Here is a 24,767-nt window from a genome sequence, read left to right as displayed (position 1 = left end):
CTATCCCATATTTCTATAAGTAAAAAAAGACGCAAACCCTTATTATAGAATCGCGCTCAAATATTGAATACTTGAATTCGAGATATTGGTTACTTTACTTGTCCGCCATTCCTCTCAAAAAACTGAACAACTTTTTTAACTGAGGTAGTCTGTATTTCTAATCCGTTTCTTGATACAACAATATAAAAAGGGTACTCAGATTTATTAAATGCTTCTTTGTACATATTAATTCTATCTGACTTTTCACTACCATGCAGGCTCAACCTTGACCATTTTTCATACTTATGTAAATCCCATATATCACTAGGAAGATTTGATTCTTTTTCATAAAAATAGTTTATTGCATAACCATCTTCAGCCATATCTGTATATCTTTCTAATAGTTCTTTTTGAGAATATGAAATTGATTCCTTATGAAGGTTGTTACACCCTGCCAAAATAAATACTAACATGAATAAAAGAAATATTTTTTTGATAGAGAATAGCACCTCCTTATAACTCCTAAAAATGGTACGTTTTAACATATACACCAGTTTGGTTAATTTATATTAAGAAGAAAAATCAAAATTAAAGGACGTCACCTTCTTTGTTCCAGGTTAGCGCCCTAAAGCGGAAAACTTGAATTCGAGATAATCATTATTTTGATCTTCAACTATAGCACCCGTTCGTTGAATAAGAAAAATGAGTTTTTATGTTTTATCACTTGGTTTAGACCAATATCTCAGACTTTCCATTGCTCTTTCCAAGTCATCCATATCGTCATCCCCAAGTGTAGCATCAAATTTTTCTGTTAATATCATTCTTATTTTTGCGAGCCTATGAGTTACTTTCCAATCATCAATGAAGTGGGTTGTTTCTTTTTCATATTCAGGTCTATATATCGGTTCACCATTTTCATGAAATTTTTCACCATAATAAGAACCTATTTTATGTAAAGAACCTAAAGATAAGCACCCGTAAGCCTAATCATTTACTTATCATTATAGTTTTCTTCTAAGAATTCTATCGCTTCTTCCTTAATGTAAGTTTTTAATACGATTCCATTCTCGTTAAATATAATAAAAGCAGGTTGCTTTATTAGGCTTAATTTAGGATATTCATCTTTCGCTTCTTCCAAACTAATAATAGATGTAACTTTATTTACTTTATTAAAAACCAAAGGATACTCGTTATATCCTCCACCATTATCCTTTATCCAGAGAACAGAGTAATCACCGTGTTTGTTCGGCATTAAATCTGGATAATTATCAGATGAACAGCCTGAAAACAATATCATTAAAGAAAGAATTATTAACAAACGTATTTTCATTAAATTCCCTCCATATCTTTCACAAGAACCTTTTATGAATTGTTTACTTGTACTTAAACATTACTGCCTCGTTAGTTGAAGAACACCACCTCTAAATCTCCATACATTTTAACATAAATATCCAATATAACTTGTGGGATTTATTAAACCTTTTTATCAAACTTAAAAAGACGCGGATTCTTATTAAAGAATCGCGCCCGATTGCTGAAGACTTGGTTTCGAGATAATTTACTAATATGTTGTTCAATTAAAGCAACAGTTATTGGAATAAAACTAAACCTTTTTTTACTGCCCAATAATGATGTTCATGGAATAGAGGTTTTTTCGCACCATCTATATCTATCCATTCTATGTAATGGTCATCTTCAATTGGTTCTTGCACTTTATTAGATAAATTTGCCAAGTAAAAATAACCGTCACTTAGTAGTGATTCACCTTTGGTTGATTGGAAAAATCTCATTGCATTGCCAATGTAGGAACCAATGAATGCCTTGTAACCTGTTTCTTCTAACATCTCTCTCTCAAGGCATTTGAAGTGACTTTCATCATTTTCAATTCCGCCACCAGGTAAAAAATGATGACCTCTTCCATTTTGAACAGTCATCACCTTATCTTTTTTGGAATTGAAAATAACTGCATAAACACCTTTTCTGGTTTCATAGTCAGTTCTATTAATTTTTTCCCCAAATACTCTTTTCATCTTCACACCACATTCCAGTTAAAATTATTCTTAAACAATCCTGGCAAAGTACAACACTTCTTAATCAGACGCGAATTCTTATTAAAGAATCGCGCCCTTAAACGGAACACTTCAATTCGAGATAACTTGCTAAAACATTCTTAAACAAAAAACTTTGTTGATTTGGTATATATGAACCGCTGGATCTATTAATTAACTTAAAAACCATAATTACTCTTCCATTTCATAATATCCACGGTCTTCCCCGTAATACTGGTTATATCGTTTCTTAAACTTATAGAAAAGATAAGAACCAATTACCTTTACGATTGCATAGCCCGGAATACCAAGAATCACACCGACAACACCAAATAAATTACCCGCAATCATTAAAACAAGGATGATCGTTAATGGATGAATTTTCATAGTTCTACCCATGATATTCGGAGAAACGAAATTCCCTTCTAAAAATTGGACTGCGATCCATACAATTACTAGCTTTAAAAACATAAATGGGGAGCTAACAATTGCAATGATAGCAGCTGGAATAATTGCAATTGTTGGTCCTAAATAAGGTACAACACTTGTTACTGCGGCGATAATTGCTAATGTAAATGCATAATCAAGACCTATGATAAGGTAACCAATGAATAATAGAATTCCAATAACAGTAGCGACAATAATCTGCCCTTGGATATATGACCCAACTTGAATATCAATATTAGTTAAGATCTGTTTCGTATCATCTCTAAATTTCGGTGGAAATAATTTAATGGTAAAACGTTGAAACCTTTTACCATCCTTTAATAAGAAAAATAAGATAAATGGAAAGGTTACAATGGACACAATCGTATTTGTAATCGTACTAGCGACATTCTGTACCCCTTGAAAACCATTAGAAATATAAGTTCCAATTAATTGTGGCAATTCACTTAACCTTTCCATTACCCAGTTATAACCATCATCATAATATGGACCTAAAAATGAACTTTGTACCCATTGAGTCATCGTATCTCCTAGCTGTTTTAGATAATCAGGAAAGGTTTGAACTAAATCTTTAATCTGCGCTTCGATAGATGGAGCAGTTAACAAGATAATTCCAGTTAAAGCACCACTAAAACCTAGAATAAGAATGATTACTCCCCAAATTCTTTTAATCCGTAATCTCTCGAGCAAGTCTACAATTGGATTAAATAAATAGTAGGCTATGAATGCCAGGATTATTGGAGGTACTATAGTAGATAAAATGACCTCTAGTGGATAAAAGATAAATGAAATTTTAGTGTATATATAAATGGTTATTCCAACAAGAAGAAAGAAAGCTAATATGTAAAAAAAGGTTTTACCACCAATTAATTTCAAAAATTTATTTTCCTCCATCCTTAAATACAGCTCCTTTAAAAGTAATGTACCAAAAATAAAGGTGCCTTTGCCATCAGAAATATGTCGAAATCGACAAAGAACGAGAAGTGTCAGGCATCACATTTGTCGTTACCAGTCTTCAGCTAACTCAAATTATTCCCCCACAAAGCATGTAAAAAAAGATAGATCGTGAACAGCGCTGTAATGATCATAAAGATGATTGGAATAATTCTATAGTTGTTATTTTTTCATATTGTTACTATATAGATACCAGACGAAAAGATTACAAAACTATAATAAAGGCAAAACATTAAATAATGTGTTAATGGCCCCAAAAATTGTTAAATAGTATGCCCTGTTCTTCAAAATTGGGGGCTGATCCTTGTGCCAGATAAGCGCCCAAATCTTGAAGACTTGATTTCGAGATAATTAACTTACTATTCAACTTCGCAACGTTACTTGGAGAGTATAAAGTTAATCAATTGGTAACTGAAGTTCCACGTTATACATAGTATCTTCACTATAATCCCAATATCTACCCTCTACATCTAAGTTCATCACTTTTTTGTAATAACCTATTTCAAGTAGTGTTTCATTCTCATTTTTAAAGTGTAATTCGAAGTCAGGTGATTCAAAATCCATATTTGCTGTGGAACCTGTTTTAGCATTATCTAATTCCTTTACAAGTTCATCAATAAATTCTTTATCATCAATAGTAACGACCAATTCTTCACTGTTCCACTTATAAACCTCAATATTGGAAACATCTTTACTTAAATGAAGATTATTATTTTGACACCCTATTAAAATGAAAGGTAATAATAGAAGCACAGAAATTAATTTAGCTTTTATCAACAAACTTTCCTCCTTACATAAACGGAAGTTTTAGGTTTCAAAACTTTGTCCACCGATCCCACCATAATTTGAAGAATACTATTCTAAATCCCAATACATCTTAACATAAATATCCAATATAATTATGAGATTTATTTTCTTTTTACCACACTTAAAAAGACGCGAATTCTTATTTCAGAATCGCGCCCTTATCAGGAAGACTTGAATTCGAGATAACTTGCAAATATGATTTTCCACTATAGCCCCCGTTACTTTAATACCCCTTTATTATTTCCCCTCTTATGTATAAACAATGTAATAACCAGTTTAGAATCCATAAGGGCAAGATTATGTTGTTTGTTAAAATTGTAATAAAGAAAAGGGTGTTGGTAAAGATATTAATATCAAAAATAAAGGAGAAAAATAATGAAACAACATCCAACATGGGAAGATATAATAAATCTTAGAGAAAAATTAATTGAGCAATATAATGTATATTGGTTTAATAACAATCTTTTTCATTTTTCTTGGTGGGCGATTATAATACTAAATATTATTAGTATTTTTGTTCTGTGGAAATTAATTGATAAAAAACGCTTATTTGAGTTATTAACTTTAGGAGGTATAACTGTCTATATGGGTGTAATTATAGATACAATCACTACAAATTATGTATTGACTGGTTATCCTACAAGTTTATTACCAATTTTCCCCTCCTTTTTTGTATCAACTAATTTTATTCTTCCTTCAGTGTACATTCTAATATACCAACATTTTAGTTCATGGAAAAAGTATTTAATTGCAACTATAATATTTGGAGTAGTTGGAGTATTATTTGAAGGGTTTTATAGATGGATGGAAGTTTATGAGTATATAAATTGGAATATTTTCTATTCATTTATTACTTATGTTTTATTGGGTATCATTTTAAAATTAATAATGAATTTCTTTAAAAAGCAACAGGTTTAATTTTTTCAACTGGGTTGCGGAAGAGTTGAATTTGAGATTTTAATATAAGATAATGAAGTTACAGTAGAGAAGTAGTATAAAGAGATAAAATATGAAATGACAATATGTATATTGCATATTAAAAGAGACTGCAAAATAAGAGCTTTGTATAAAACATTGCATATTTTGCGGTTTTTTTATTTACTGATTACTCCAGTTTAGCGCCCAAATTGTTGACGGAAATACAGGCTACGAAAGAACAGTTACTGATAAACAGAAAATAAATTCATTTCTAGATGAGATAAAAGATATAAAATTTATTCCGGAAGAAAAACAAACTATTTTAGACACGCCTGCTAAATCTTTTTCATAAAATTCGGTAAGTGACTTTGCTTTTAAACCACACCCTGTCATAAGCAATACAAATGTTAAACTTAAGAGTATAAAATATATTTTTTTCAAAAAACACTCCCCCCCAATCATTAGACGAATTGATTATACACATGTTTCACAGGCTAATTCGAAATTTAATTAACCTAGAGTTTAAGATCAACTATTCACAATCTGCAATTATTTTAACATAATTAACTAATTATATTGGAGAATTATTCCAACTTATCGTTTTCAAAAGTTAAAAAAAACGCGAATTCTTATTTAAGAATCGCGCCCTTATGTGGAATAACTTAGTTATGTTTTTTATAACTGTTGACTACATACTACCTCATTCTTGTCATTCACTTCTATTTCAACATTATTACTTACCTTTATGTAAATTGGATGAATAACAGAGATTTTATCAGAAAATATCCATCTTCTACCTGGTTTTATTAAAAGGAGATATGATCCAGTAGAATTGTCACCCATAAAATTCAGTGAACTTTCACTTAATTCGTAGTTATCACGCTCTTTAATACCTATGGCTAATAACTTATAACCGATTTTAATAGGATCCTCCACAGTAAGACTTATTTCACTTATATTTTGAATACTGTTTGGTGAGAAGGGGTGAACCTTATTATTAGCAATTGAATGCCTAGAGATAAACTCGACTATATTTCCAGCAGGATCATAAAAGTAAAAAGATTGTGCAGGCAGATGTGAAAATTCCGCTTCATCTTCTCCATCCTCATAATTTAAACTAACTTTATTTCTAATCCAAGTTTTAGCTTCCTTAAACTGGTTTGAAGGTATATTAAAAGCAAAATGATAGAAAGGATCTCCTTCTACATCCCTTGATGAAAATTTAAGCTGGCTAGATCCAACTGCAATTTGAAAAGAATCTTTGTTATGCTCTGTTAAAGACATTGCAAGAATTTCAGTATAAAACTCTTTCATACTTTCAAGATCTTTAGTTTTCAAAATGACCTGACTAATTTCCAAGGCTAATCCCTCCAAAATTCATTTATAAGTTGCCATTAATAATACATTTGTGGCAATAAAAAAAATATGAACAATAGAATGAGATTATATACAACTTTTGATTGAGATTGCACACCCTTTTTTCAAAAAAGCGCTCAAATACGGAAGAGTTGAATTCAAGGTAATTTCATAAAGCCCTAATAAAAGAAATGGTGATTTAAAATGTTTTATCTATTGCTCAACGCTTTATTGCGTCAACTATTATTGAAACAAACCCTAAGTTTCCATTTCTATTACGGTGATCAAATCGCTTTGAGCGGTAGATATACCCCTGTTATCTCATTGCATTGCCAATGTAGGAACCAATGAATGCCTTGTAACATGTTTCTTCTAACATCTCTCTCAAGGCATTTGAAGTGACTTTCATCATTTTCAATTCCGCCACCAGGTAAAAAATGATGACCTCTTCCATTTTGAACAGTCATCACCTTATCTTTTTTGGAATTGAAAATAACTGCATAAACACCTTTTCTGGTTTCATAGTCAGTTCTATTAATTTTTTCCCCAAATACTCTTTTCATCTTCACACCACATTCCAGATAAAATTATTCTTAAACAATCCTGGCAAAGTACACCACTTCTTAATCAGACGCGAATTCTTATTAAAGAATCGCGCCCTAAACTGGAAGACTTGAAATCGAGATAATTATGTATTCAACTAAAGTATCCATTCTAACGTATAATCTATTATTTTTCCCTCTGCATTAAGTTTAATTGAAAGAATATCGCACTTAATAATGCAACAATCATTCCTAACATTGCTGCATATCCTGTGAACACCTCATTACCTGCAAAAGCACTACAAATCCCAATTCCGGCAAAACCACCAATAATCAAGAGTAACACCCAAACAAAAAAAGATGCCATTTACATCCCCCTTATAGACAATTCTTTTTATCGTACTTTACAATTTTTACATAAGCTCCAATCTATTTAAGATTTTAGCACAAATATCCAGTTTATAGCCTGTTCAATTTAAACAAAAAAAGGCCTTTCCTTATTCCAGAAAAGCGCCCTTTTCATGAAGTCTTGAATTCAAGGTAAATTGTTTAACTATAAAACCTTTTTGTTTATTTATTTAGCACCATTATTATTTATGGTTTATTATGTTCAAAAGTTCTTTAGAAGTAGCTTGATTAAATTGGGCGAAGTGCGAGGAGTCTTCCATAATAAATCCTCCTTCAAAGTTCGGCTCTAGCCATAAAGAATATGAAACTTTTTTATTATTTGCTAATCCAAATTCTAGTTTGTAGTCACTAGGAGGCATATCTACCCTTGAAGTTTGATACTTAACTTCATTTGCGGCTTTAATAAATTTATCTAACTTGTTCTTATTCTTATCTTTTTGTAGTGTGAAGAGCAATGTTTTCTTGGAATCCTCTTCATCGAACTCCTGTTTATAAACATTTACACTATTCACTTCTTGTTTATCACCATTTGAATCTTCTACTTTGTTGCTACCACAAGCAACGAGAGAAGAAATAAATAAAAAGATTAAAATACTAATTATTGTTTTATTTCTCAATTTGCTTCTCCTATATATGATCTGAAAATATCCTGCATTGTAGATTTATTATAAAATTAGACGGAAATCAATAAAAGGTTTTACTGACTTTACTTTGAAGGAAAAAACCTCGTTTAAAGTTCTTGAAACGTTGAGTATATTGCAAGGTGTCCAAGCTCTTGATGTCATTCCTTCGTTGTGAATGAACGGATCAATAAGATTCCTGTGACAATATCAAAAGCCATTTGAGACTCTCTGAATCTAAATGGTGCTATAACAGCTTCAAATCCGTCCCTTCCCACTCCGAACCACTTGAACCAATTATCGTCAGGTATAAAAGCTAACACTAATAATACTAATGCAGGCGCAAGTAGCCAGTTCACTTTAATGTGTCCTTGGAAAATAGATTTTAAACTGTACCATTCAACGAGTATTCCAATTAAAAGTCCATATATGGTCAACTTTATATAAGGGATTGGGGTGTCATTCTTTTTCCGAATTAAATCTTGTAAATAATACCAATTGTTGGCAATAGAATACAAAAGAATTACTACAATCACAGTAAAAATCCCCTTTAAAATCCAGTTCTTCAAGAAACCACTCCCATTAAGAAAGAATTTTTCTTGAATATATAATACCATAAAATTTCCAATCCCTTTAATAAATAAGTTGACTTTATTTAGTAGTACGATTTTAATTGCGTTTTTCTACAATGTAGCTTGCAATCACACATAAAAAAAGTAGTTCATTTATAGGGTGCAAATTGCACTTTATTCTCCAAAATGTATTTGGCATTTAATTTATGTATGAAATGGCAGTATGTTTTTTGCATATTAAAACAGACCAAAAAATATGAGTTTTGTATAAAATGTGCATATTTTGCGGTCTGTTTATTTACTGTTACTCCAGTTTAGCGCCCGATTCTTGAATACTTGAATTCGAGATATTTACTATTTTAAGCACCCGTTAATTAAATACACTCCTATTCCCAATCAATGTATCTTGCTTCTCCCCCAAACAATTCATCTGCTATTAAGTTACCTTCTTCATCAAAAGCTCTAATAGTCCATGTATCCTCTGAATATTCCTCAGTTACAAACAACACATAGTTATCTTCTACTTCTTTCAAATAATATTCGTCAATGTTTTCTCTTACATCATCAAGCGTTAATTTGTATTTATCCGATGGTTTTACACCTTCCATATGGTTTCCTAGTGCAATATACTCAATATTAGAATTTTTTGCAGTTTTAATCGCTACTAAAAAATCATCATCGTCGCCAATTCCATTAGCTTGAAAAGGTTTACCTTTCTCTACCATACCACTCCATGAACCCCCGTCATATCGATACAGAAAACCAAATTTCTTTTCAATTTCCGCAACTCCAAACTTCCTGGTAGTGTTGTCTTCAAATAATACTGCTTTTGCATAACCGCCAATATCACTGGAACTAATCAGTTTAACATCTCCTGGTACAGCATTTATTTCTTTAAAGTGCAGTCCTGAGAAACTATCGATTAAAAATATACCTATAATTATAAAGATACCAAATAAAATTTTCTTCATTTTCTCCCCCTAGAAACCTGTCCGTTTAAGATCATTCCATCACAATCTAATTCAAAATGTAACACATATATCTAATTAGTTACCTACTCTATATACAACCAAGACAAATACTTCCAGATTAATAGCTGTGAGGTTATTATTTTGAAAGTTCATTTTTTACTGTTATAACCTAATCTTTTTGAAAACTTTGATACACAAAATTTGATATAACGGTTATTCCCAAAGCTAGTAAAGGAGCTAAAACAACACCAAGCAAGACAAGAGCCCCTAATGAAACGATTACTAAAACTAGAATTGCATTTCTAGTAGAAATACCGTTTTTCCGTAATATATACAATGTAAAAAATAAAATGATTGTTATTAATAAAAACTTTGCTACGAAACTCTCGTAGAGAACAAAAAAGATGGTAATCAACTCCTGTTTAAGTAACTATTTTCCTATAAACTGTTTACTATTAGCTCACTCTATTATAGCCTTATCACCGAATCCAAAAAAGGGAGAAAATTCTTTATGAAGAAGATTTTGTCTTTAGTTCTACTTACATTGATTATGGTTGCAACACCTCTGACATTGTTTGGTAGCGTCTCTGCTTCAGAAACAAGCATATAAGCTAGTTGAAACACTAAAAAGGAGAAAAAACTTGAATCTAGCAAGGTAATGGAAAAATGAAAGAAAGTAGCCCGAGTAGTGAAAATGCCCCTTTTATTCTGGGTTTGCGCACTTATCAGGAATACTTGAATTTGAGATAATCATCAAATTACCCTCAACTATAATTCCATGTTAGTTTAAGTTCATTAAGTCTTTTTGGAACTTTTCAGGATCCACTTTTATTGTCTTTATTTCTTTTAATGGACTATATGTACCGTTTTCAATATCGAATGAGACCCTGTAAAATTTATCTTTTAAGATCAAGTTCCATACATTTTCATTTTTAACTTGTAACTTTATGTTCCTTTTGTTGTTCTCGACTATAGTCAACACTTCTATATATCTCTCTGTATCCTCAGTGTTTTTTTCAACTACTTTTCCAGTTGCCATAATAGTTTTGGCATCTGTTTCTTCTGCTTCAGAACATGCGGTTAAAAGAATTATACAAGATAAAACAACTCCAAACCTTTTTAATACGGATACCAAAAAATCGCACCACCTTGTTTACATTACATTTTGATAGTAACTTTCCCAAAGTATAAAGGGACACAACTTTTTATTTATGATTCGCGCCCGAATATGGAACACTTGAATTCGAGATAATTTATCCATTAATCCTATAGTTAATATACTTAAGTCTCCGGAAGCGCAAGAATTCACAAAAACATAATCATTATTATTCTTTATGAATTCAGTATTAAATTAAAAAATCATTAATTGTATTTACTAAATGTAAAAGAACACATTCTATATGAACGTGTTCTTTTAAAAGTATTTAGTATATAAATCATGTCTCAGTTTACCGCTTAGCTGGGCATATAGCTTAGTTGTTTCGCTCTTTTCATGACCTAATAGACTTTGAATAACTTCTACAGGGGCTCCATTGTTGATCATATGCGTAGCATAGCTATGTCTTAGTTGATGAGGATGAATGTTTTTATTAATACCAGCCTTACTTGATATCCGTTTAATGATATAACGCAACATATCGCTGCTTATTCTTTTCTTAGGTCTTCTTTCCGTTAAAAACAAACAAGGATCATCATCCTCCCGTTCCTCCAAATACCTTTTTAACCATAGTGAACAACGGGTATTGTAATAGACTTCTCTTTCTTTATCCCCTTTGCCATGTACGATTACAGAATTTGTTGAAAAGGATATGTCATCTCGATTTAACTTTACTACTTCTCCAATTCTACATCCTGTTGAATAAAAAAATTCAAAAATAGCATTTTCCATAGTTGTTTCACACGCTTCTCGAAGATGTTCTATCTCTAGTTCTGAGAGAAACTTTGGAATGCGCTTCCCCAATTTAGGTTCTTTCAATTTAACTGCGGGGTTCTTTTCAATAAATCCTTCATCATAAGCCCATTTAAACAAACACCTTACACAACGTATCCTATGACCTAAACTTGAAGGTTTTAATAGCTCGCTTGACTCTACTAAATAACTCTTAAGATTGTCAGTTGTTATGGTATTCATATCGACATCACCAAAATGTCGAATTAACATTTTATACTGATTACTATAGGACTTCATTGTGAAAGGGGAATAGCCTTCGATTTTTTTATCTAGCTGGTATTTCTCCCATACTACAGATAGAAGCATTATATTCACTCTCCTAGAAATGGACCCAAATCACCTAAATATTAGTATTCACATTTCCCCCACTTTCATACAAACCTTATTCAACTATCTAAGAAGTAGCAATTCACAAAAAATCACCAAATACATTGATAAAGCAATAAAAAGTGCTATTTGATATTAAAGGAAATCCCCCTAATCTTAAAGACTTGAATTCGAGATAATTAACCTACACAAGTAATTCTATAAGCACTTTAACCAACTATGGCCACAAGGAAATTGTTTATTTATAGCATCTTTAAGCCACTCTTTTTCTCTTGTATCTAGAAAAGGAAGAATGTTTTGAAAATCCTGAAGATCCTTATTTCTTATTATTGAAGCCCCAGCTTTATAAAGAAGCTGAATCTCAGGTTTAATATAAGGAATGCCATCTTGAGATTTATGCATAATCTTCTCTTTCGATGCTCTTATGGATTTGTCTCTTCTGTATATCCATTCATCATTGTCAGTGTCCACTAACATAATTTGAAATGCCCAAGAAGAATAAGCATCCTTACTTACCCAAATATCATTAGTTGAACCCAAATACTCTCCTTGTTTCCAAGACACAAGTTTTCCATTTTCAGCTTTATATAAATCCCATGCTCCATTTAAATAATGATATAATACTTGTTGATCTTCTCTAAAGATGATGACATCTATATCTTTATGTACTCTAGTCTTTTTACTTATATGTATATCTAAGGCCCATCCTCCAGCTATACACCAATTTATTGGAATCTTTGAGAAAACTTCATTTATTTCTGAAACCGTGATTGGATCCCAATTATCTATATCTAATCTCAAAATAAAACCCCCCCCTTAAATGAATTTAAATTGATTACATATAATGAATTTACTTCGAACAACCTGTCAGATTATCCTTTAAATACAAAATTTAATATAAAAAGAGGCGTAATAGTTAAAATCAAACTATTTTAAAGTTCAGTGTTCAAATAGGAAAAAAATAACACCCTTAGAGGATGTTATTTTTTTATTATTGGATATATTTAACTAAATTGTTTAAATAAGAAATCTAGAAAGGGGATTAATCCCCTGAGAACCAACCATAAAATGCCGAAAACTAAAGCCAGATGTAAAGTAATACTTAATGTTTGTTTGTACCTCTTTTGTTGTTTTGATTTAAATTGAGCTATATCCCATGCACCTCTTACCATTAGAATCAATGGTATGAAAATAAAAATATAAATAGACGATACATTAAAAGATGCATTGGTAATGAATGATAAAAATATTGCTATGTAGGTGAGAATATTATCTCTTTTAAAATCAATCGGTTCAAAGTAATTATCAAACGCTAAAAAATAATTTTTCAAATAATCACTCCATATAATGTTACACTGTAAAGCTAGATAACCTTATTGTATCATACGCTTCGGTAACTGGTAACTATTTCCTTTTCGCTGTAATATCAATCATTATATCTTCAATTCTTTGAAGATGTATCACTTGAAACCAACTGAGATATTTCTTTAAATGCTTGGTTACTACACCATTAAATCGTTGTTTCAAGCTTTTATTTGACATTTAAATTCTATATGAAAAACAGTATGTTTTTCTACATTTGCGCCCTCGTATCAGGAAGACTTGAATTCGAGATAACATAATGATTACTGATGAAAATACTATAGAAATTAAACAATTTAATTCTCGTCAACCAAAACTCTTAATCCACCAGAAATACCAAATGGAACTTCGGTATTTTCTTCTTTAAAATATCCCTGTAATTTCACACTAGGATTTTCAAAATCAAGTAAGTCTTTATCAGAAAACACCTCATTTATTGGAGCAATAATTGAAAACTGTATTGCCTCTCCTGATTTAAGTTTTACTGGTCTTTCTGTGTTTTCTGCTTCGCCTTCTACAACAAAAGGATTACTTTTAGAACCGTTTACCGTTTTTATTGGATAACTTAAATCGAGAGAAAGATGAGTTAAATCAAATTCAGTTTTATTTGATATTTTTATCTTATAGGAATTAAACTCATTGGTAGATTGGATATCAATTACATTAAAAATTATATTTTCGTCATTAAACTGTTCTTTTTTTGTTGAACAACCAAACAGCACACTTATTACAATTATAGAATTAACTAAAATCAAAGTTCTCTTCATATTTTCCTACCTTCCCCAATTAATAAAATTCACAGAAGCTTTATAACAATCCAAATAGTTCCAATTATTACAAAGCAATCAAACTATTGAATGATAATTCTTCTATTCCACTTTAGATATTTAACCCAATCAATCCCATAAAAATAGGGACGCACTCCCCCCTTTTGTTCTAGGTTCGCGCCCAAATATGGAAGACTTGAGTTCGAGATAATTAACTTACTCTTCAATAAACTCACCCGTTCAATACTATAAGGAAAATTCCTATTAGATATAATAGTTGCATTATGCTATACTAATCTCGCGATGAGCTGATTTGCATAAGACGAGATTGACACGCCTTTATGGCAAGGCACAAATGTGGAGTGCTGTCTCTCGCCGCAATACGCAAAGACGTACTTCATAGGACGTCTTTTATTTTAGGAAAATATGCTCCTCCATATGTTAAACCTTTGTGCATTAGTCGTAAACATACTTTCTTCTGGCATCTGTCAATATTAAGTGCCACATTTGACAGTTCCTTGTTCAGCTATTGCACCCTTTAGTTGCACTAACGAGGATATGTCTTCAAGTGTTTATAACTTATCAGTTCACCATTTGTATTTATAACAACTTCATCAATTCCATATGTTATATGAGCACGATAAAAAGGCATTATCTTTAAAGTTATCTCGTATAGTCCCCCGATACCATACACTTGCTTTATTTTAAGAATTTCTGCTCCAGTCGCATCCCACCTAAGATCTCTTGGGGCGTTTTTGTCATCCTTATAAATTTCTACAATCGCTTTATCTACTGGTTCTCTTAGGCTACTCATAAGTGCATAATAAAGTGTGTAATATAAACCCGTATCAGCTTCGTTTATTGGTTTTGCATTTACTGGTGAGTTAGCGACTGTAAGAAACATTACGACTATAATTATAAATGAAAATTTCCTCATAATTATCACCTCTGTTTAGTTTTTGAAACTAAACAACTCTTATTCAATTATTCTGCTCCTTTAACACAATAGGAGCTGCCGCATCGACAACTCCTTGTTCCACTATTGCACCCGATAGTACTAAAGTTTTTTACATTACCTTTATTCAAAAAACATCATAGCCGCTGCGAAAAGCATAACAATAGCACCAACAATATATTTATAGCCGCCCTTGTTTTGGCGATATTTGATGATGTCAATTGCCGTTAGCGTATACGCAACAGATGCAAGAGCGAGAACAATATAGATCGGTATCTTAATATGCAAAAATAAGTAAGATACAACAAGTCCAATTATTACGATTAAGATGACCCCATTTACTCTTTTTAATATATTTATTTTTCTCCCTCCTTAAAATCCTCTTAAACTCAACTGCCCCGTTAGTGAAGAACTATGTTTATTTATCTGTCTACCCAATTTGGAATAAAATCTCCAAAGTATTTACCGATTTTCTGAACTTCAGTCATTGTACGACTTATTCCGATTTCAGAAAGAAACCAGTTATCTTTAGTTATCCCATATCTATCAACAACAGGAGAGACAAGAAACTCTACTTCTTTTGGAAACACCTTTTGATAGCATAGCAATGCACGCCGAGAATGACATGCTTTACATACTATAATAACTTTATTTAAGGCTATATCCTTTTGTTTTAAAACTTCCAAAGAAAAACGAGCATTTTCCAAAGTGTGCTGTGCTTTATCTTCTTTTAAAATTGCTCCTTCTGGTACTCCATTTCTAATTCCAATATTACTTAGATATGACCATTCCGTAGCTCCAACATGTGGTTTATATCCACCAGACGGAAGTATATATGGGGCTAATCCTTGTTTATATAAAGCAACTGCCTTTTCTATTAGTTGTGGATGGTCAGCACCCGGAACTAAAATCACATCTGCTGGAGAAATATCAGTTTCTACGAAAATGAAATCAGTAATACAATCAAACGGATAAGCCATTAATACTTCCCCTTATATTCTTTATTTCTAAAAAAGCTCGATAATTAGAATGAGATATTACATTAAAGCATCTCGCAAATTAACGATATTATTTGGATTAACTTCCCATTTACTCATAAGCTCCTGTTGTCTTATTTTCAAATCTTTATATGGTTCTTCAATTACTTCAATTTCATTAAACCTATTATCAAATACATTAGCTCCTTTAATCTTTTTATAACCACCAAATCCTAAATCGTCATTAAGTATCCAAACAACTTTCTTTATATTTGCAAATAAAATTCCTCCTGTACACATAGGACAAGGTTCTAAAGAAGTGAATATAGTGAATTTCTCACGATTAACTTTTGCATTTAATATTGCTTGACCTGCATTTCGTATTGCATTTATTTCAGCGTGAGCAGTTGCATCATGATGTGGATGGACTTGGTTTCGTCCTGTGGAGACTAACTTATAATTTTCATCTACAATTACAGCCCCAATGGGATATGTATTTTCACTTAATGCTTGTTCAGCTTCGTCTAATGCTAATGTTAAAAAGTATCTATCTATATCAAAACTCACAACGCCCCATCCCCCCCTATTCTTTAATTATCTTATACATTCGTCTTATTACATTCCCATACTATTTTAACATTTATATCCATATAGATGATCTGAAGAATTATTCTCTGTTCTAAATAAAAAAGACGCAAATTCTTATTAAAGAATCGCGCCCGTTTATTGAACTCTCACATTCGAGATAAGCACTAATTTATTCTGCCAAGATAGCTGATAAATCGAAGAATAAAAAAAGCTGTTTTCCTAACCTTGGATTATATTTGTATTTCCTTTCTTTTACATAACCATTCTTTAAATTGTTCTAATGATGTTACCTTATCATTCAGTACCGCATCATAAATATCTACACTAAAAAATGTTTTGCGATATAAAGGGTGACTATGCAATTGATTTTTCAACTCTAAAATTGATTCTTTTTTAGAGTTATCAAGTCTATACTTTATTTCCTCTACTTCTCTTTGCTTTCGCTTGACCTCTTCTGAGTTAATTGCCCATATATCTACTTTCCATTTCTCGTCAAAAAGATTTGTATGTACCCCCCAATATAATCCTTCTGGTAAATGCGGGGTTTTACCAATTAATTCATTTCTAAAACTCATTTTAGATGGATTCAATTTCATAGTAATTTCTTTACCTAAATCAAAAAAGGTTTCATTGTCCATTGCTTCTGATTTAAGATATATATCTAAATCTCTCCAAGTCATCAAATTTAAAAAATAACTCCCACTAACTTTTGGATCCCCGTACTTTTTTAATGAATCGTACAAACCTAACTCATAAAGAATTCCATCTGCCTCATTCAATAATTTTTCATTTAGCCTATTTAAGTCTAAACTCAAATCTACACCCCCATGTATTTTTCCAACAGCTTATTTAAATACAAGCTTATTCAACTAATCCACCTAGCCCGTTTAAGTTATTAAAAGATGTAATTTCTTATTAAAGAATCGTTAGCAATAGGTAAGCATTTGATGTTATCTCCAGCTTTTCCCCTGCTCCACACCGAACGTGCCAGTTTCCCGGCATTCGGCGCTCCATCTAATGTTAAGTACTAGATTATAAGTTCCAGTGTTACTCTTCGAGTTGGGACATTTTGATACCTTCAAGGTTACATACCTTTCGGTATTTATTGACTTTATCTAATTGAGATTGATTAATATCTAGTACTTGGACAAGTCGTTTCACCTTCTCTTTATCCTTCATATGGATTAATTGGTGGACTTCCTTATGAAGAATACGAAGATTTTTAAATTGGTCGCTACCACCAAGAGATTTAGGCATGTAGTGGTGACAATGCATGGTATGAGCGTAAAGATACTCCCCAGTGATTTCGCATTTGCCCATCTTCATACTATACCTGCTGATTCGGTTATCCATATATTCTACACTTCTATCAGGTAGAAAGGATTTCATAAGATGACTAATTTCCTTTTGGATATCAGGACGTAATTTCTTATATAAGTGGTTCCTTCCATCCTCCGTGTAGAGGGAGAGCTTTGTACTGAAGCCCATTGTATGGATGGTTCTAACGTTTCCTAGCGGAAATAGATACATATCCTTAATACGGATGGTTTTAGTACGCAAGCTGAAAAGTTTCTTATATAAGGGTGGTGGGCGAAATGGATGTTCTTGTGTCCCAACCGTCCGAAGTCGATTGTACAAGAATGGTTTTAGATCGAAGGCAAGACGTGAGAATTCAAGACTTACATGAGTCGCTCGGTTGAAGTAGTGATGGATACCTAACACAAAACTATTATATCGGTGGATATTGCGAGCCGTTGGGGAAGCCTTAATCCTTCGGATTAATTTCCTAGCTTCCTCTTTTATTTTCATTCTTTTGGAAGAAATAATGCCCGTGTGTGCCACTCGTTTCTTACCCTTTCGATTGGCACGTATGGTAAACCCTAAGAATTCTGATTCTCTTTTACGAAGATTCACAATTTGAGACTTTTCAGGAGATATATCAAGATTTAAACGCTCTTTCAGAAATAAGCGTACCGCATGGTACCAACGTTGAGCCGTCTTTCCGTCACGACATAGAATCTTAAGGTGAGTAGCCCAAGGGAATCTCACCCTTAGGCCCTCTCAGAACCGGACGTGAACCTCTCAGCTCATCCGGCTCCCATTATCCATCCGCAGGCAGAATTCCCATCTGCCAGTGCACAAACAGTTGTGGTAGATTCCTAGCAAGTCTTCCTAGCCATCTCTCTGCCCTTTTCTTATGTCTCATAAATCTCTTATATTTCCTTCTTACCCATTGCACTAATGCTCGATTCATGTGACGTAAGACAGAGTAGAGTTGGGATTTGTAGAAATGACCATAGTAGTTAATCCACCCTCTAATTACAGCATTAAACATTTGAGAGAGGTCATTAATCTCTTTATCGGGCTTCAATTGAAGCCGCCATCCTCTTATAGTTTGCCTCATGGCTTTGCATGCCTTGTTGCTCACCGCCGGAGTAAAGTTTATGAAGAACTTTCCATATCTGTTCTTAGATCGTCTCGGTCGAAAGGTATATCCTAAGAAGTCAAACGAGATATTTGGATGATCCTCAGTCCGATCTGCGTCTTTACAGTAGATTATCTTGGTTTTGTCGGGATGTAGTTCAAGCCTACATTCGTTAAACCGACGGTTTAAATTCTCAAGTATCTTCTCGGCTTCTTCTTTACTTTTACAATGTATTACTGCATCATCGGCATATCTTGCCCACGTGTTATCTGGGTAATTGATTTCCATCCATTTATCAAATGTGTAATGCATGAACAAATTAGCCAGAACGGGACTGATCACACCGCCTTGCGGTGTTCCCGATATTCTCTCAACCATCTCTCCATCTTTCTTCTGAAATGGTGCCTTTAACCATCTTTCAATATAGAGAATTAACCATTTGCAGTTCGTATGTTTCCTAACTGCTTTCATGAGTAATTCATGATCTATATTGTCAAACAGTCCTTTGATGTCAAACTCTAGTACCCAATCATTCTTCCAACACCTTTTTCTTATGGCTCTTACAGCATCAATTGCAGACTTATGAGGTCTGTAACCGTATGAATCAGTATGAAAGAATGGTTCAACTAAAGGTTCAAAGTAAAGTTTAGCCGTCATCTGTGCAATTCGATCAGATACAGTTGGAACTCCTAGAGTTCTAGTTCCCCCATTTTTCTTGGGAATCTCTACAACTTTAACTGGAGGCGGAAAGTATGATCCAGAAGACATGCGATTCCATATTTTGTATAGGTTGTCTTTCAGCTTTTCTTCGAAACACTGGATTGACTCATCATCGATGCCAGGTGCTCCTTTTTTCGCTTTGACTAGTTTATAAGCTTTCCACACTGTTTGTTTAGAAATTTTATGCGGCTTTGTTTTGTCCATAAGTTCCTCCCATAATTGGTTGACTAGTTTTCAAAACGGGATAACACAGCTCCTTTGCTCTTCTTTTCTTTCGAAAAGCCTCATCACTACTACAAGCTGTTCCGTCCCTATACTCCGCATCTGTACTTTCATCCTCGTGGGGTTTCCACTTGGATTTTTCCATTAGCATCGGAGTCGTAGGTTCCCACGTTCCGTACAGAAGCCTATATCACGTTCACGCCGCCTTCATGCCGGTCACCGCCTGGTCAGTAAACAGGTCTCTTCCAGACTCGTCCCAGGTTAACGACTCCCCCCTGGTTTTGATGACATTCCTATGCTTACGACACTTTATCAGCGTTTCAATGGTGTTCGTCTCCGTGATATGTACCTGATAGGGTCTTGCCCTACCTTTTCCTTAACGCTCACTACCATAACTTTTGATTACAGCAGCTTAAGGTGGTTTGAAGCCTCCGCCTGCACAGCGGCTCCGAGGGGCCTTCCCTCATCTTCTGTACAGCATAGCATTGGCGCTTACGCGCCGCGCCTTCGTGGCGCACAATCATCGGCATATCTCACAAGGTAGCCATGTTTAAGATTGGTAGTTTTTCTAGCACGTCGTCTAGCGTCATCTGAGCTGTAAGGTTTGTGTAAGGGAAACGTCTCCCATTGTCCTGAGACCCACTGGTCCAAGTCATTTAACACGACATTCGAGAGCAGAGGCGATAGAATACCACCTTGCGGTGAGCCTTTATCAGGAACACCTTCTCCATCGATTTCAGACTTTAACATCTTTGAGATACAAGCTAAGACTCTTCTATCTTGTATGCCGATATTCCAAAGTTGTTTGTTTAATCGAGTGTGATTTACATTATCGAAGAAACTTTTAATATCTACATCGACTACAAAATGAAATTGCGCTTGGTTAATTAAATATTGTATCCTAGCCATAGCATGATGAGCAGACCGTAGAGGTCTGAACCCGTAACTATGCTTGAAAAATCGTGCTTCTACGATGGGTTCAAGGATTTGTTTAAAACTTTGTTGGATGATTCTATCCAAGATACATGGAATCCCGAGAGGTCTCCATTTCCCGTTTTCTTTTTCAATCCATTCCCTACGAACTTTCTTCGGGTGATAGTTCTTAAGTTTGGCCCTCACTTCTGTTACCAGTTCATTTTCCGATAACTTTTTCATATCGGCGATGGTTTTCCCATCTGTCCCTGGTGTTTTGGAACCTTTGTTTGTCTTAATCATGCGAAAAGCGAGCAGGATATTTTCTTTCGATATGATGGAATCATATAGATGAGAAAAGCTATTTCCTTGGCTCGCTTTTTCATGTAATTCTGTAAACGTCTCCGTCATATTGTAATAATCCCAGTTTCGCAGCGTTGACACTGTGGCATCCCTCCTTGTGGAGTGATATTCCCACATTCCTACCCGATCGGTGTCATTCACGTTAGGAAAATAATCGTTTCATTCATTAGACTTGGGGCTGTTCCTCCCCTCCTATTACAGGAGATTCATCAGTCATTCCCCTACCCTCACAAGAATAAATGCTTTTCAGTCTTCACTTTATAGCAACCGTCTAGGGTGACAGCCCATAAACCGACGTTTCTTGCTTTCCAAGTACCTTACAACGTAGCTATCCCTTCTAAAGTTAGGTGCTTCCTATAAGCCTGTGAGCTGGATACCGCCATGGTTCGGTATAGCGTATTTCAGAGGGCGCAATTTTACTCCACACCACTCACGTCATCGTGAGATGACACATAGGTTTCCCTATGTTGTTTAATTAGACCCTTACATTCGGAAGTTCGTCAGTTCCTATCTCAAAGAACCATTCTCACCTTATCTAGTTTTTCAGCCGTGCGGTATATCCATCAGCATACCTTTTCATGTTGAATGGCTTCAGCTTCTGTTCTACCGAGACTACCTGTGCTTCACATCCTAAGACCTGTCAGTCTTAACACATGCAGGAGTATTGACGGGTTGGTTTCAGGAAACGTGGTTCCATCATTCCCAACCTCCGTAATAAAGTTGAAATTTCACCTAGTAAAACTTCCTGCCTTTCACGCTCAAAGCGTTTATAGCAGAACTTGTCGCGCGCGCCCTTATCAGGAAGACTTGGATTCAAGATAATTAACAAATTATTCTTTAACAATAGCACCCTTTAGTTCAACAAAGGCTATTTAAAAACCATGCTTTGCATCTGTTTTATTTCTATATAATAGAAATAAAGAATACCCTATAACATTTAATAAAACTAACAAAAAAGCCCACATAACATTTAGTCTCTTTTGATAATAGGCATTTCTTAAAGCCCAAATAGAGAATGAAAACCAATAAAGGGTAAAACCTAATAATAAGACCAAAACACTTAATGTATGGAAACTTCTTCTTTCCGTTATTACATACCAATTACTGTCACCGCTTCCAGATGGATGGAAGTCAACAAATAATGGTGTAAAAGCAAAATCTCTACTATACTCAAAATTAGGTTTCTCTTTTTTGACATAATCAAATACCTTTATACTTTCAGATATACCTGAAACATTATAAATTTCAATTTTTGAAATTTGATTAGTATTTTCTACTATTGTATTTAGTTTATTTTCTATTCCTTTTGAATCATTATTAAGAAGAGAACGTACTTGTGTCGATACTGTTAATTTTTCTTGCAAACTTTCTGATTCTTTCGATTGAAAAACCCCAGAAAATATAAAAGCCAATATTATACAACCTAAAGAAAAGTACAATAATGAATTTGAGAAACTTTCAGGATTCTTTTTCAAACTGGACACCTCCTAATAATAGGTATGTCCGAATTAGAAATTTATGTTTAATAACGATTTTGCTGCAACTAACCTGCTCCATTAGTTGAAGATCATTTCTTCACAATCTAATTCACTTATAAACATAAATATCCAATTAACAAACTGCTCTACTATATAATCAAGTCAAATAAAAAAGGCTTTCCTAATTCCAGGAAAGCGCGATCGCATGGAATACTTGTATTCGAGTTAAAATCTCTTTTCCTCTACTTAATATATATAAATCTAGACGTATAATCTTCGACAGTAAGTTTTTGGTGATTTTTAGTATCATTAAACGGCTTGTCACATATAGTTGTCTCATACGATAGTCTTAAAAGGGGATCATTTTATGAAAAGATATGCTTTGTATATTGTTTTATTTGGATTCTTTTTTCCACTGTCACATAAAATAGCACTTGTGATAATGATGATATTCTACAAGGAAGACGCTTACGCATTAATTTCCTATTATCATGACTATGGTCTTTTAAGTATAAGAAATTTAATCATTTCACTTATTGCTGGCTTAATGACTTATTTCGTAATTAATGTATTCACAAAATGGGAACTTGATAAAAAGAAATAATATATTTACAGTCATATGCGCCTCGAGACAAAGCCATTAATTATTTAAGTTTATAGCTGGTCTTATCCGGAATACTCAAAGTCGAGATATCCTTGGCTATTGTTACATTATGCATACAAGTGACTAATTTAATTCTTTTTCCAAGCATAAGTGAGGTTTACCTTCAAATAATACTTCCTTGAACTTGGTGTAGCCAAATTTCCCCCAAAACCTTACCCCTGTTTCATTTTCTTTATGAACAGCTAACCGTATTTTTTCTTTATTTTTCTTTCTTATAAGTTTTTCAAATTCCTTATATGCTTCGATTGAATACCCTCGTCCTTGAAACTCTTTGTGAATCACAAACAAGCTTATCCAAGGAAAATTATCTGAAGGATTATTTAAGCAATAGTCAACTAAACCAATATAGTCGTCATCCTGTTTTATTAATAAGCGTGTAGTATTTAATTTATTGGACTCTTCATATTCTGAATGGATATCTTGGAGTTTTATTGTGCTTTTATTTTTTGAAACAAGATTATAAGATGGGTTTGAGTTCATAATATTTATTTCGATCTCTGCCTTATTGATATCATTGATTTCAAAATTCAGCTTATTACACATTAGTACTACCTCTTTTCTAATTTAAGAAAATTCAAGACTTCTTTTTAATATCTTTATATATACCAAATTATTGGATCTGCCCCACTATTATTCAATGTTAAATTTCATTCACTAAACCGTTTATCATTCAACTCAGAGAGTATCATTAGCAAACCTACTATTATACTTACTACACCTGTCCAAAGGGTGAAACTCGTTATATTCCCTATGTAAGATGGGGTTAAATTAATAATAGCCCGCTTTTGATTAATATCACCACCATAAGACTGGAAAAACATTATTCTCTCTAAGCCACCAAGTGCCATTAGAATAATTCCTAAAATAATACTTACTAACCCTATTTACTTCAAGAAGCTCCCCCTATTAAAATTACATTCAATAAAAACTACCTTTCAATTTACTACCAATTATTTCAAAGGACCATTAATAACACAATAGTGAGTTTCCCTTAAGATATACTTAAGGCGCTCTCCCCTTTATTCCAGGTTAGCGCCCAAAACTGTAACACTTGAATTCAAGATAATTTGCTAGTTAAACTTTTTTGCAGCTGATTAAGAATAATCAATTTTCTATATCTTTTAAGAAATTTTTTACACCTTTTTTATATTCCTCAATTATCCCTTTACTTTTTCCAATATCTCCATTTGAGTAAGCTGGTTTAAATTTTCTAAAGTATTTATCGTAAAGATTATGGTAGAACTGATGCTTCTCCTTATCGTAATTAGCTAATTAAGCACCAATCATATAGGACTGTTTAGTTAATATGTATTTGGCAAGTAAAAAATGTAGGGAATGGCATTCAAAAATGTATGCCACTTGCCGCCTCTAAATTATCGGTGAGTTAATGATTCTTTGTACCTGAAACTATCGCCTGTAAACAATAATAAATGG

General features: G+C 33.2%; 27 protein-coding genes and 1 pseudogene. 2 read left to right on the top strand and 26 right to left on the bottom strand.

Annotated features, from left to right (window positions below; all coding sequences use genetic code 11):
• Nucleotides 1-89: 89 nt before the first annotated feature.
• From GLW08_RS16395 to GLW08_RS16375, 5 genes are all read right to left on the bottom strand, one after another.
• Entirely contained in the window at nucleotides 90-362 is a 273-nt protein-coding gene (locus GLW08_RS16395; protein ID WP_160849739.1) for a hypothetical protein, read from the bottom strand.
• A 608-nt stretch (nucleotides 363-970) separates the two neighbouring features.
• Complete coding sequence (locus tag GLW08_RS16390) at nucleotides 971-1,309, bottom strand: hypothetical protein (protein WP_160849738.1); 339 nt, start codon at nucleotides 1,307-1,309, stop codon at nucleotides 971-973.
• A gap of 259 nt (nucleotides 1,310-1,568) precedes the next feature.
• Nucleotides 1,569-2,009, bottom strand: coding sequence for an NUDIX hydrolase (locus GLW08_RS16385; RefSeq protein ID WP_160849737.1), 441 nt, complete (start codon nucleotides 2,007-2,009; stop codon nucleotides 1,569-1,571).
• A gap of 210 nt (nucleotides 2,010-2,219) precedes the next feature.
• Nucleotides 2,220-3,368, bottom strand: coding sequence for an AI-2E family transporter (locus GLW08_RS16380; protein ID WP_160849736.1), 1,149 nt, complete (start codon nucleotides 3,366-3,368; stop codon nucleotides 2,220-2,222).
• A 456-nt stretch (nucleotides 3,369-3,824) separates the two neighbouring features.
• The gene (locus GLW08_RS16375) at nucleotides 3,825-4,205 is read right to left on the bottom strand and encodes a hypothetical protein (protein WP_160849735.1); all 381 of its coding nucleotides are present in this window, start codon (nucleotides 4,203-4,205) and stop codon (nucleotides 3,825-3,827) included.
• A gap of 405 nt (nucleotides 4,206-4,610) precedes the next feature.
• Between GLW08_RS16375 and GLW08_RS16370 the strand changes: the two genes are divergently transcribed.
• Nucleotides 4,611-5,153 (top strand): CBO0543 family protein, encoded by a 543-nt coding sequence (locus GLW08_RS16370; RefSeq protein WP_160849734.1) that lies wholly within the window; start codon nucleotides 4,611-4,613, stop codon nucleotides 5,151-5,153.
• A gap of 675 nt (nucleotides 5,154-5,828) precedes the next feature.
• Here GLW08_RS16370 and GLW08_RS16365 read toward each other — a convergent pair.
• From GLW08_RS16365 to GLW08_RS16280, 19 genes and pseudogenes are all read right to left on the bottom strand, one after another.
• Entirely contained in the window at nucleotides 5,829-6,512 is a 684-nt protein-coding gene (locus GLW08_RS16365) for a VOC family protein (protein WP_160849733.1), read from the bottom strand.
• A 217-nt stretch (nucleotides 6,513-6,729) separates the two neighbouring features.
• Nucleotides 6,730-6,822 (bottom strand): annotated as a pseudogene (locus tag GLW08_RS21690) (class I SAM-dependent methyltransferase); the annotation flags it as partial.
• Entirely contained in the window at nucleotides 6,794-7,072 is a 279-nt protein-coding gene (locus tag GLW08_RS16360) for an NUDIX domain-containing protein (protein ID WP_160849732.1), read from the bottom strand. The gene GLW08_RS16360 and the pseudogene GLW08_RS21690, both read right to left, overlap by 29 nt.
• A 166-nt stretch (nucleotides 7,073-7,238) precedes the next feature.
• Nucleotides 7,239-7,418 carry a hypothetical protein gene (locus tag GLW08_RS16355; RefSeq protein WP_160849731.1) on the bottom strand — a complete coding sequence of 60 codons (180 nt, stop codon included), beginning with the start codon at nucleotides 7,416-7,418 and terminating at the stop codon, nucleotides 7,239-7,241.
• Between the two features lie 223 nt (nucleotides 7,419-7,641).
• Nucleotides 7,642-8,076 (bottom strand): hypothetical protein, encoded by a 435-nt coding sequence (locus GLW08_RS16350; protein WP_160849730.1) that lies wholly within the window; start codon nucleotides 8,074-8,076, stop codon nucleotides 7,642-7,644.
• Between the two features lie 164 nt (nucleotides 8,077-8,240).
• A complete protein-coding gene (locus tag GLW08_RS16345) occupies nucleotides 8,241-8,648 on the bottom strand; it encodes a hypothetical protein (protein ID WP_160849729.1) in 408 nt (135 codons plus the stop codon).
• Nucleotides 8,649-9,037: 389 nt separating this feature from the next.
• Nucleotides 9,038-9,622, bottom strand: a complete 585-nt coding sequence (locus GLW08_RS16340) for a hypothetical protein (protein WP_160849728.1) — start codon at nucleotides 9,620-9,622, stop codon at nucleotides 9,038-9,040.
• A gap of 781 nt (nucleotides 9,623-10,403) precedes the next feature.
• Nucleotides 10,404-10,757, bottom strand: a complete 354-nt coding sequence (locus GLW08_RS16335) for a hypothetical protein (protein WP_160849727.1) — start codon at nucleotides 10,755-10,757, stop codon at nucleotides 10,404-10,406.
• 279 nt (nucleotides 10,758-11,036) lie between these two features.
• Nucleotides 11,037-11,879, bottom strand: coding sequence for a tyrosine-type recombinase/integrase (locus GLW08_RS16330; protein ID WP_160849726.1), 843 nt, complete (start codon nucleotides 11,877-11,879; stop codon nucleotides 11,037-11,039).
• Nucleotides 11,880-12,098: 219 nt separating this feature from the next.
• Complete coding sequence (locus GLW08_RS16325) at nucleotides 12,099-12,701, bottom strand: nucleotidyltransferase domain-containing protein (RefSeq protein ID WP_160849725.1); 603 nt, start codon at nucleotides 12,699-12,701, stop codon at nucleotides 12,099-12,101.
• An 857-nt stretch (nucleotides 12,702-13,558) separates the two neighbouring features.
• Nucleotides 13,559-14,029, bottom strand: coding sequence for a hypothetical protein (locus GLW08_RS16320; protein ID WP_160849724.1), 471 nt, complete (start codon nucleotides 14,027-14,029; stop codon nucleotides 13,559-13,561).
• A gap of 547 nt (nucleotides 14,030-14,576) precedes the next feature.
• Nucleotides 14,577-14,966: a DUF3888 domain-containing protein gene (locus GLW08_RS16315; RefSeq protein WP_160849723.1), complete on the bottom strand. Its 390-nt coding sequence runs from the start codon at nucleotides 14,964-14,966 to the stop codon at nucleotides 14,577-14,579.
• 440 nt (nucleotides 14,967-15,406) lie between these two features.
• The gene (locus GLW08_RS16310; protein ID WP_160849722.1) at nucleotides 15,407-15,964 is read right to left on the bottom strand and encodes a YdcF family protein; all 558 of its coding nucleotides are present in this window, start codon (nucleotides 15,962-15,964) and stop codon (nucleotides 15,407-15,409) included.
• A 57-nt stretch (nucleotides 15,965-16,021) separates the two neighbouring features.
• Nucleotides 16,022-16,528, bottom strand: a complete 507-nt coding sequence (locus tag GLW08_RS16305) for a deaminase (RefSeq protein ID WP_160849721.1) — start codon at nucleotides 16,526-16,528, stop codon at nucleotides 16,022-16,024.
• A 251-nt stretch (nucleotides 16,529-16,779) separates the two neighbouring features.
• The gene (locus GLW08_RS16300; RefSeq protein WP_160849720.1) at nucleotides 16,780-17,364 is read right to left on the bottom strand and encodes a hypothetical protein; all 585 of its coding nucleotides are present in this window, start codon (nucleotides 17,362-17,364) and stop codon (nucleotides 16,780-16,782) included.
• 232 nt (nucleotides 17,365-17,596) lie between these two features.
• Nucleotides 17,597-18,598, bottom strand: coding sequence for a hypothetical protein (locus tag GLW08_RS16295; protein ID WP_337193953.1), 1,002 nt, complete (start codon nucleotides 18,596-18,598; stop codon nucleotides 17,597-17,599).
• 52 nt (nucleotides 18,599-18,650) lie between these two features.
• Nucleotides 18,651-19,898: a group II intron reverse transcriptase/maturase gene (ltrA, locus tag GLW08_RS16290; protein WP_160849719.1), complete on the bottom strand. Its 1,248-nt coding sequence runs from the start codon at nucleotides 19,896-19,898 to the stop codon at nucleotides 18,651-18,653.
• A gap of 510 nt (nucleotides 19,899-20,408) precedes the next feature.
• A complete protein-coding gene (locus GLW08_RS16285; RefSeq protein ID WP_160849718.1) occupies nucleotides 20,409-21,272 on the bottom strand; it encodes a reverse transcriptase domain-containing protein in 864 nt (287 codons plus the stop codon).
• Between the two features lie 791 nt (nucleotides 21,273-22,063).
• Complete coding sequence (locus tag GLW08_RS16280) at nucleotides 22,064-22,666, bottom strand: hypothetical protein (RefSeq protein WP_160849717.1); 603 nt, start codon at nucleotides 22,664-22,666, stop codon at nucleotides 22,064-22,066.
• Between the two features lie 370 nt (nucleotides 22,667-23,036).
• Between GLW08_RS16280 and GLW08_RS16275 the strand changes: the two genes are divergently transcribed.
• Nucleotides 23,037-23,273 (top strand): hypothetical protein, encoded by a 237-nt coding sequence (locus GLW08_RS16275; RefSeq protein ID WP_160849716.1) that lies wholly within the window; start codon nucleotides 23,037-23,039, stop codon nucleotides 23,271-23,273.
• 123 nt (nucleotides 23,274-23,396) lie between these two features.
• Here the strand turns inward: GLW08_RS16275 and GLW08_RS16270 are convergent, their stop codons facing one another.
• Both GLW08_RS16270 and GLW08_RS16265 read right to left on the bottom strand, forming a co-directional pair.
• Nucleotides 23,397-23,876 (bottom strand): GNAT family N-acetyltransferase, encoded by a 480-nt coding sequence (locus GLW08_RS16270; protein ID WP_160849715.1) that lies wholly within the window; start codon nucleotides 23,874-23,876, stop codon nucleotides 23,397-23,399.
• A gap of 104 nt (nucleotides 23,877-23,980) precedes the next feature.
• Nucleotides 23,981-24,181 (bottom strand): hypothetical protein, encoded by a 201-nt coding sequence (locus GLW08_RS16265; RefSeq protein ID WP_160849714.1) that lies wholly within the window; start codon nucleotides 24,179-24,181, stop codon nucleotides 23,981-23,983.
• Nucleotides 24,182-24,767: the final 586 nt, after the last annotated feature.

The sequence above is a fragment of the Pontibacillus yanchengensis genome (genome assembly GCF_009856295.1).
Lineage (GTDB): Bacteria > Bacillota > Bacilli > Bacillales > BH030062 > Pontibacillus > Pontibacillus yanchengensis_A.
The sequence above is the reverse complement of the archived record's forward strand: the minus strand, read 5'-3'. Positions and strand labels throughout refer to the sequence as shown.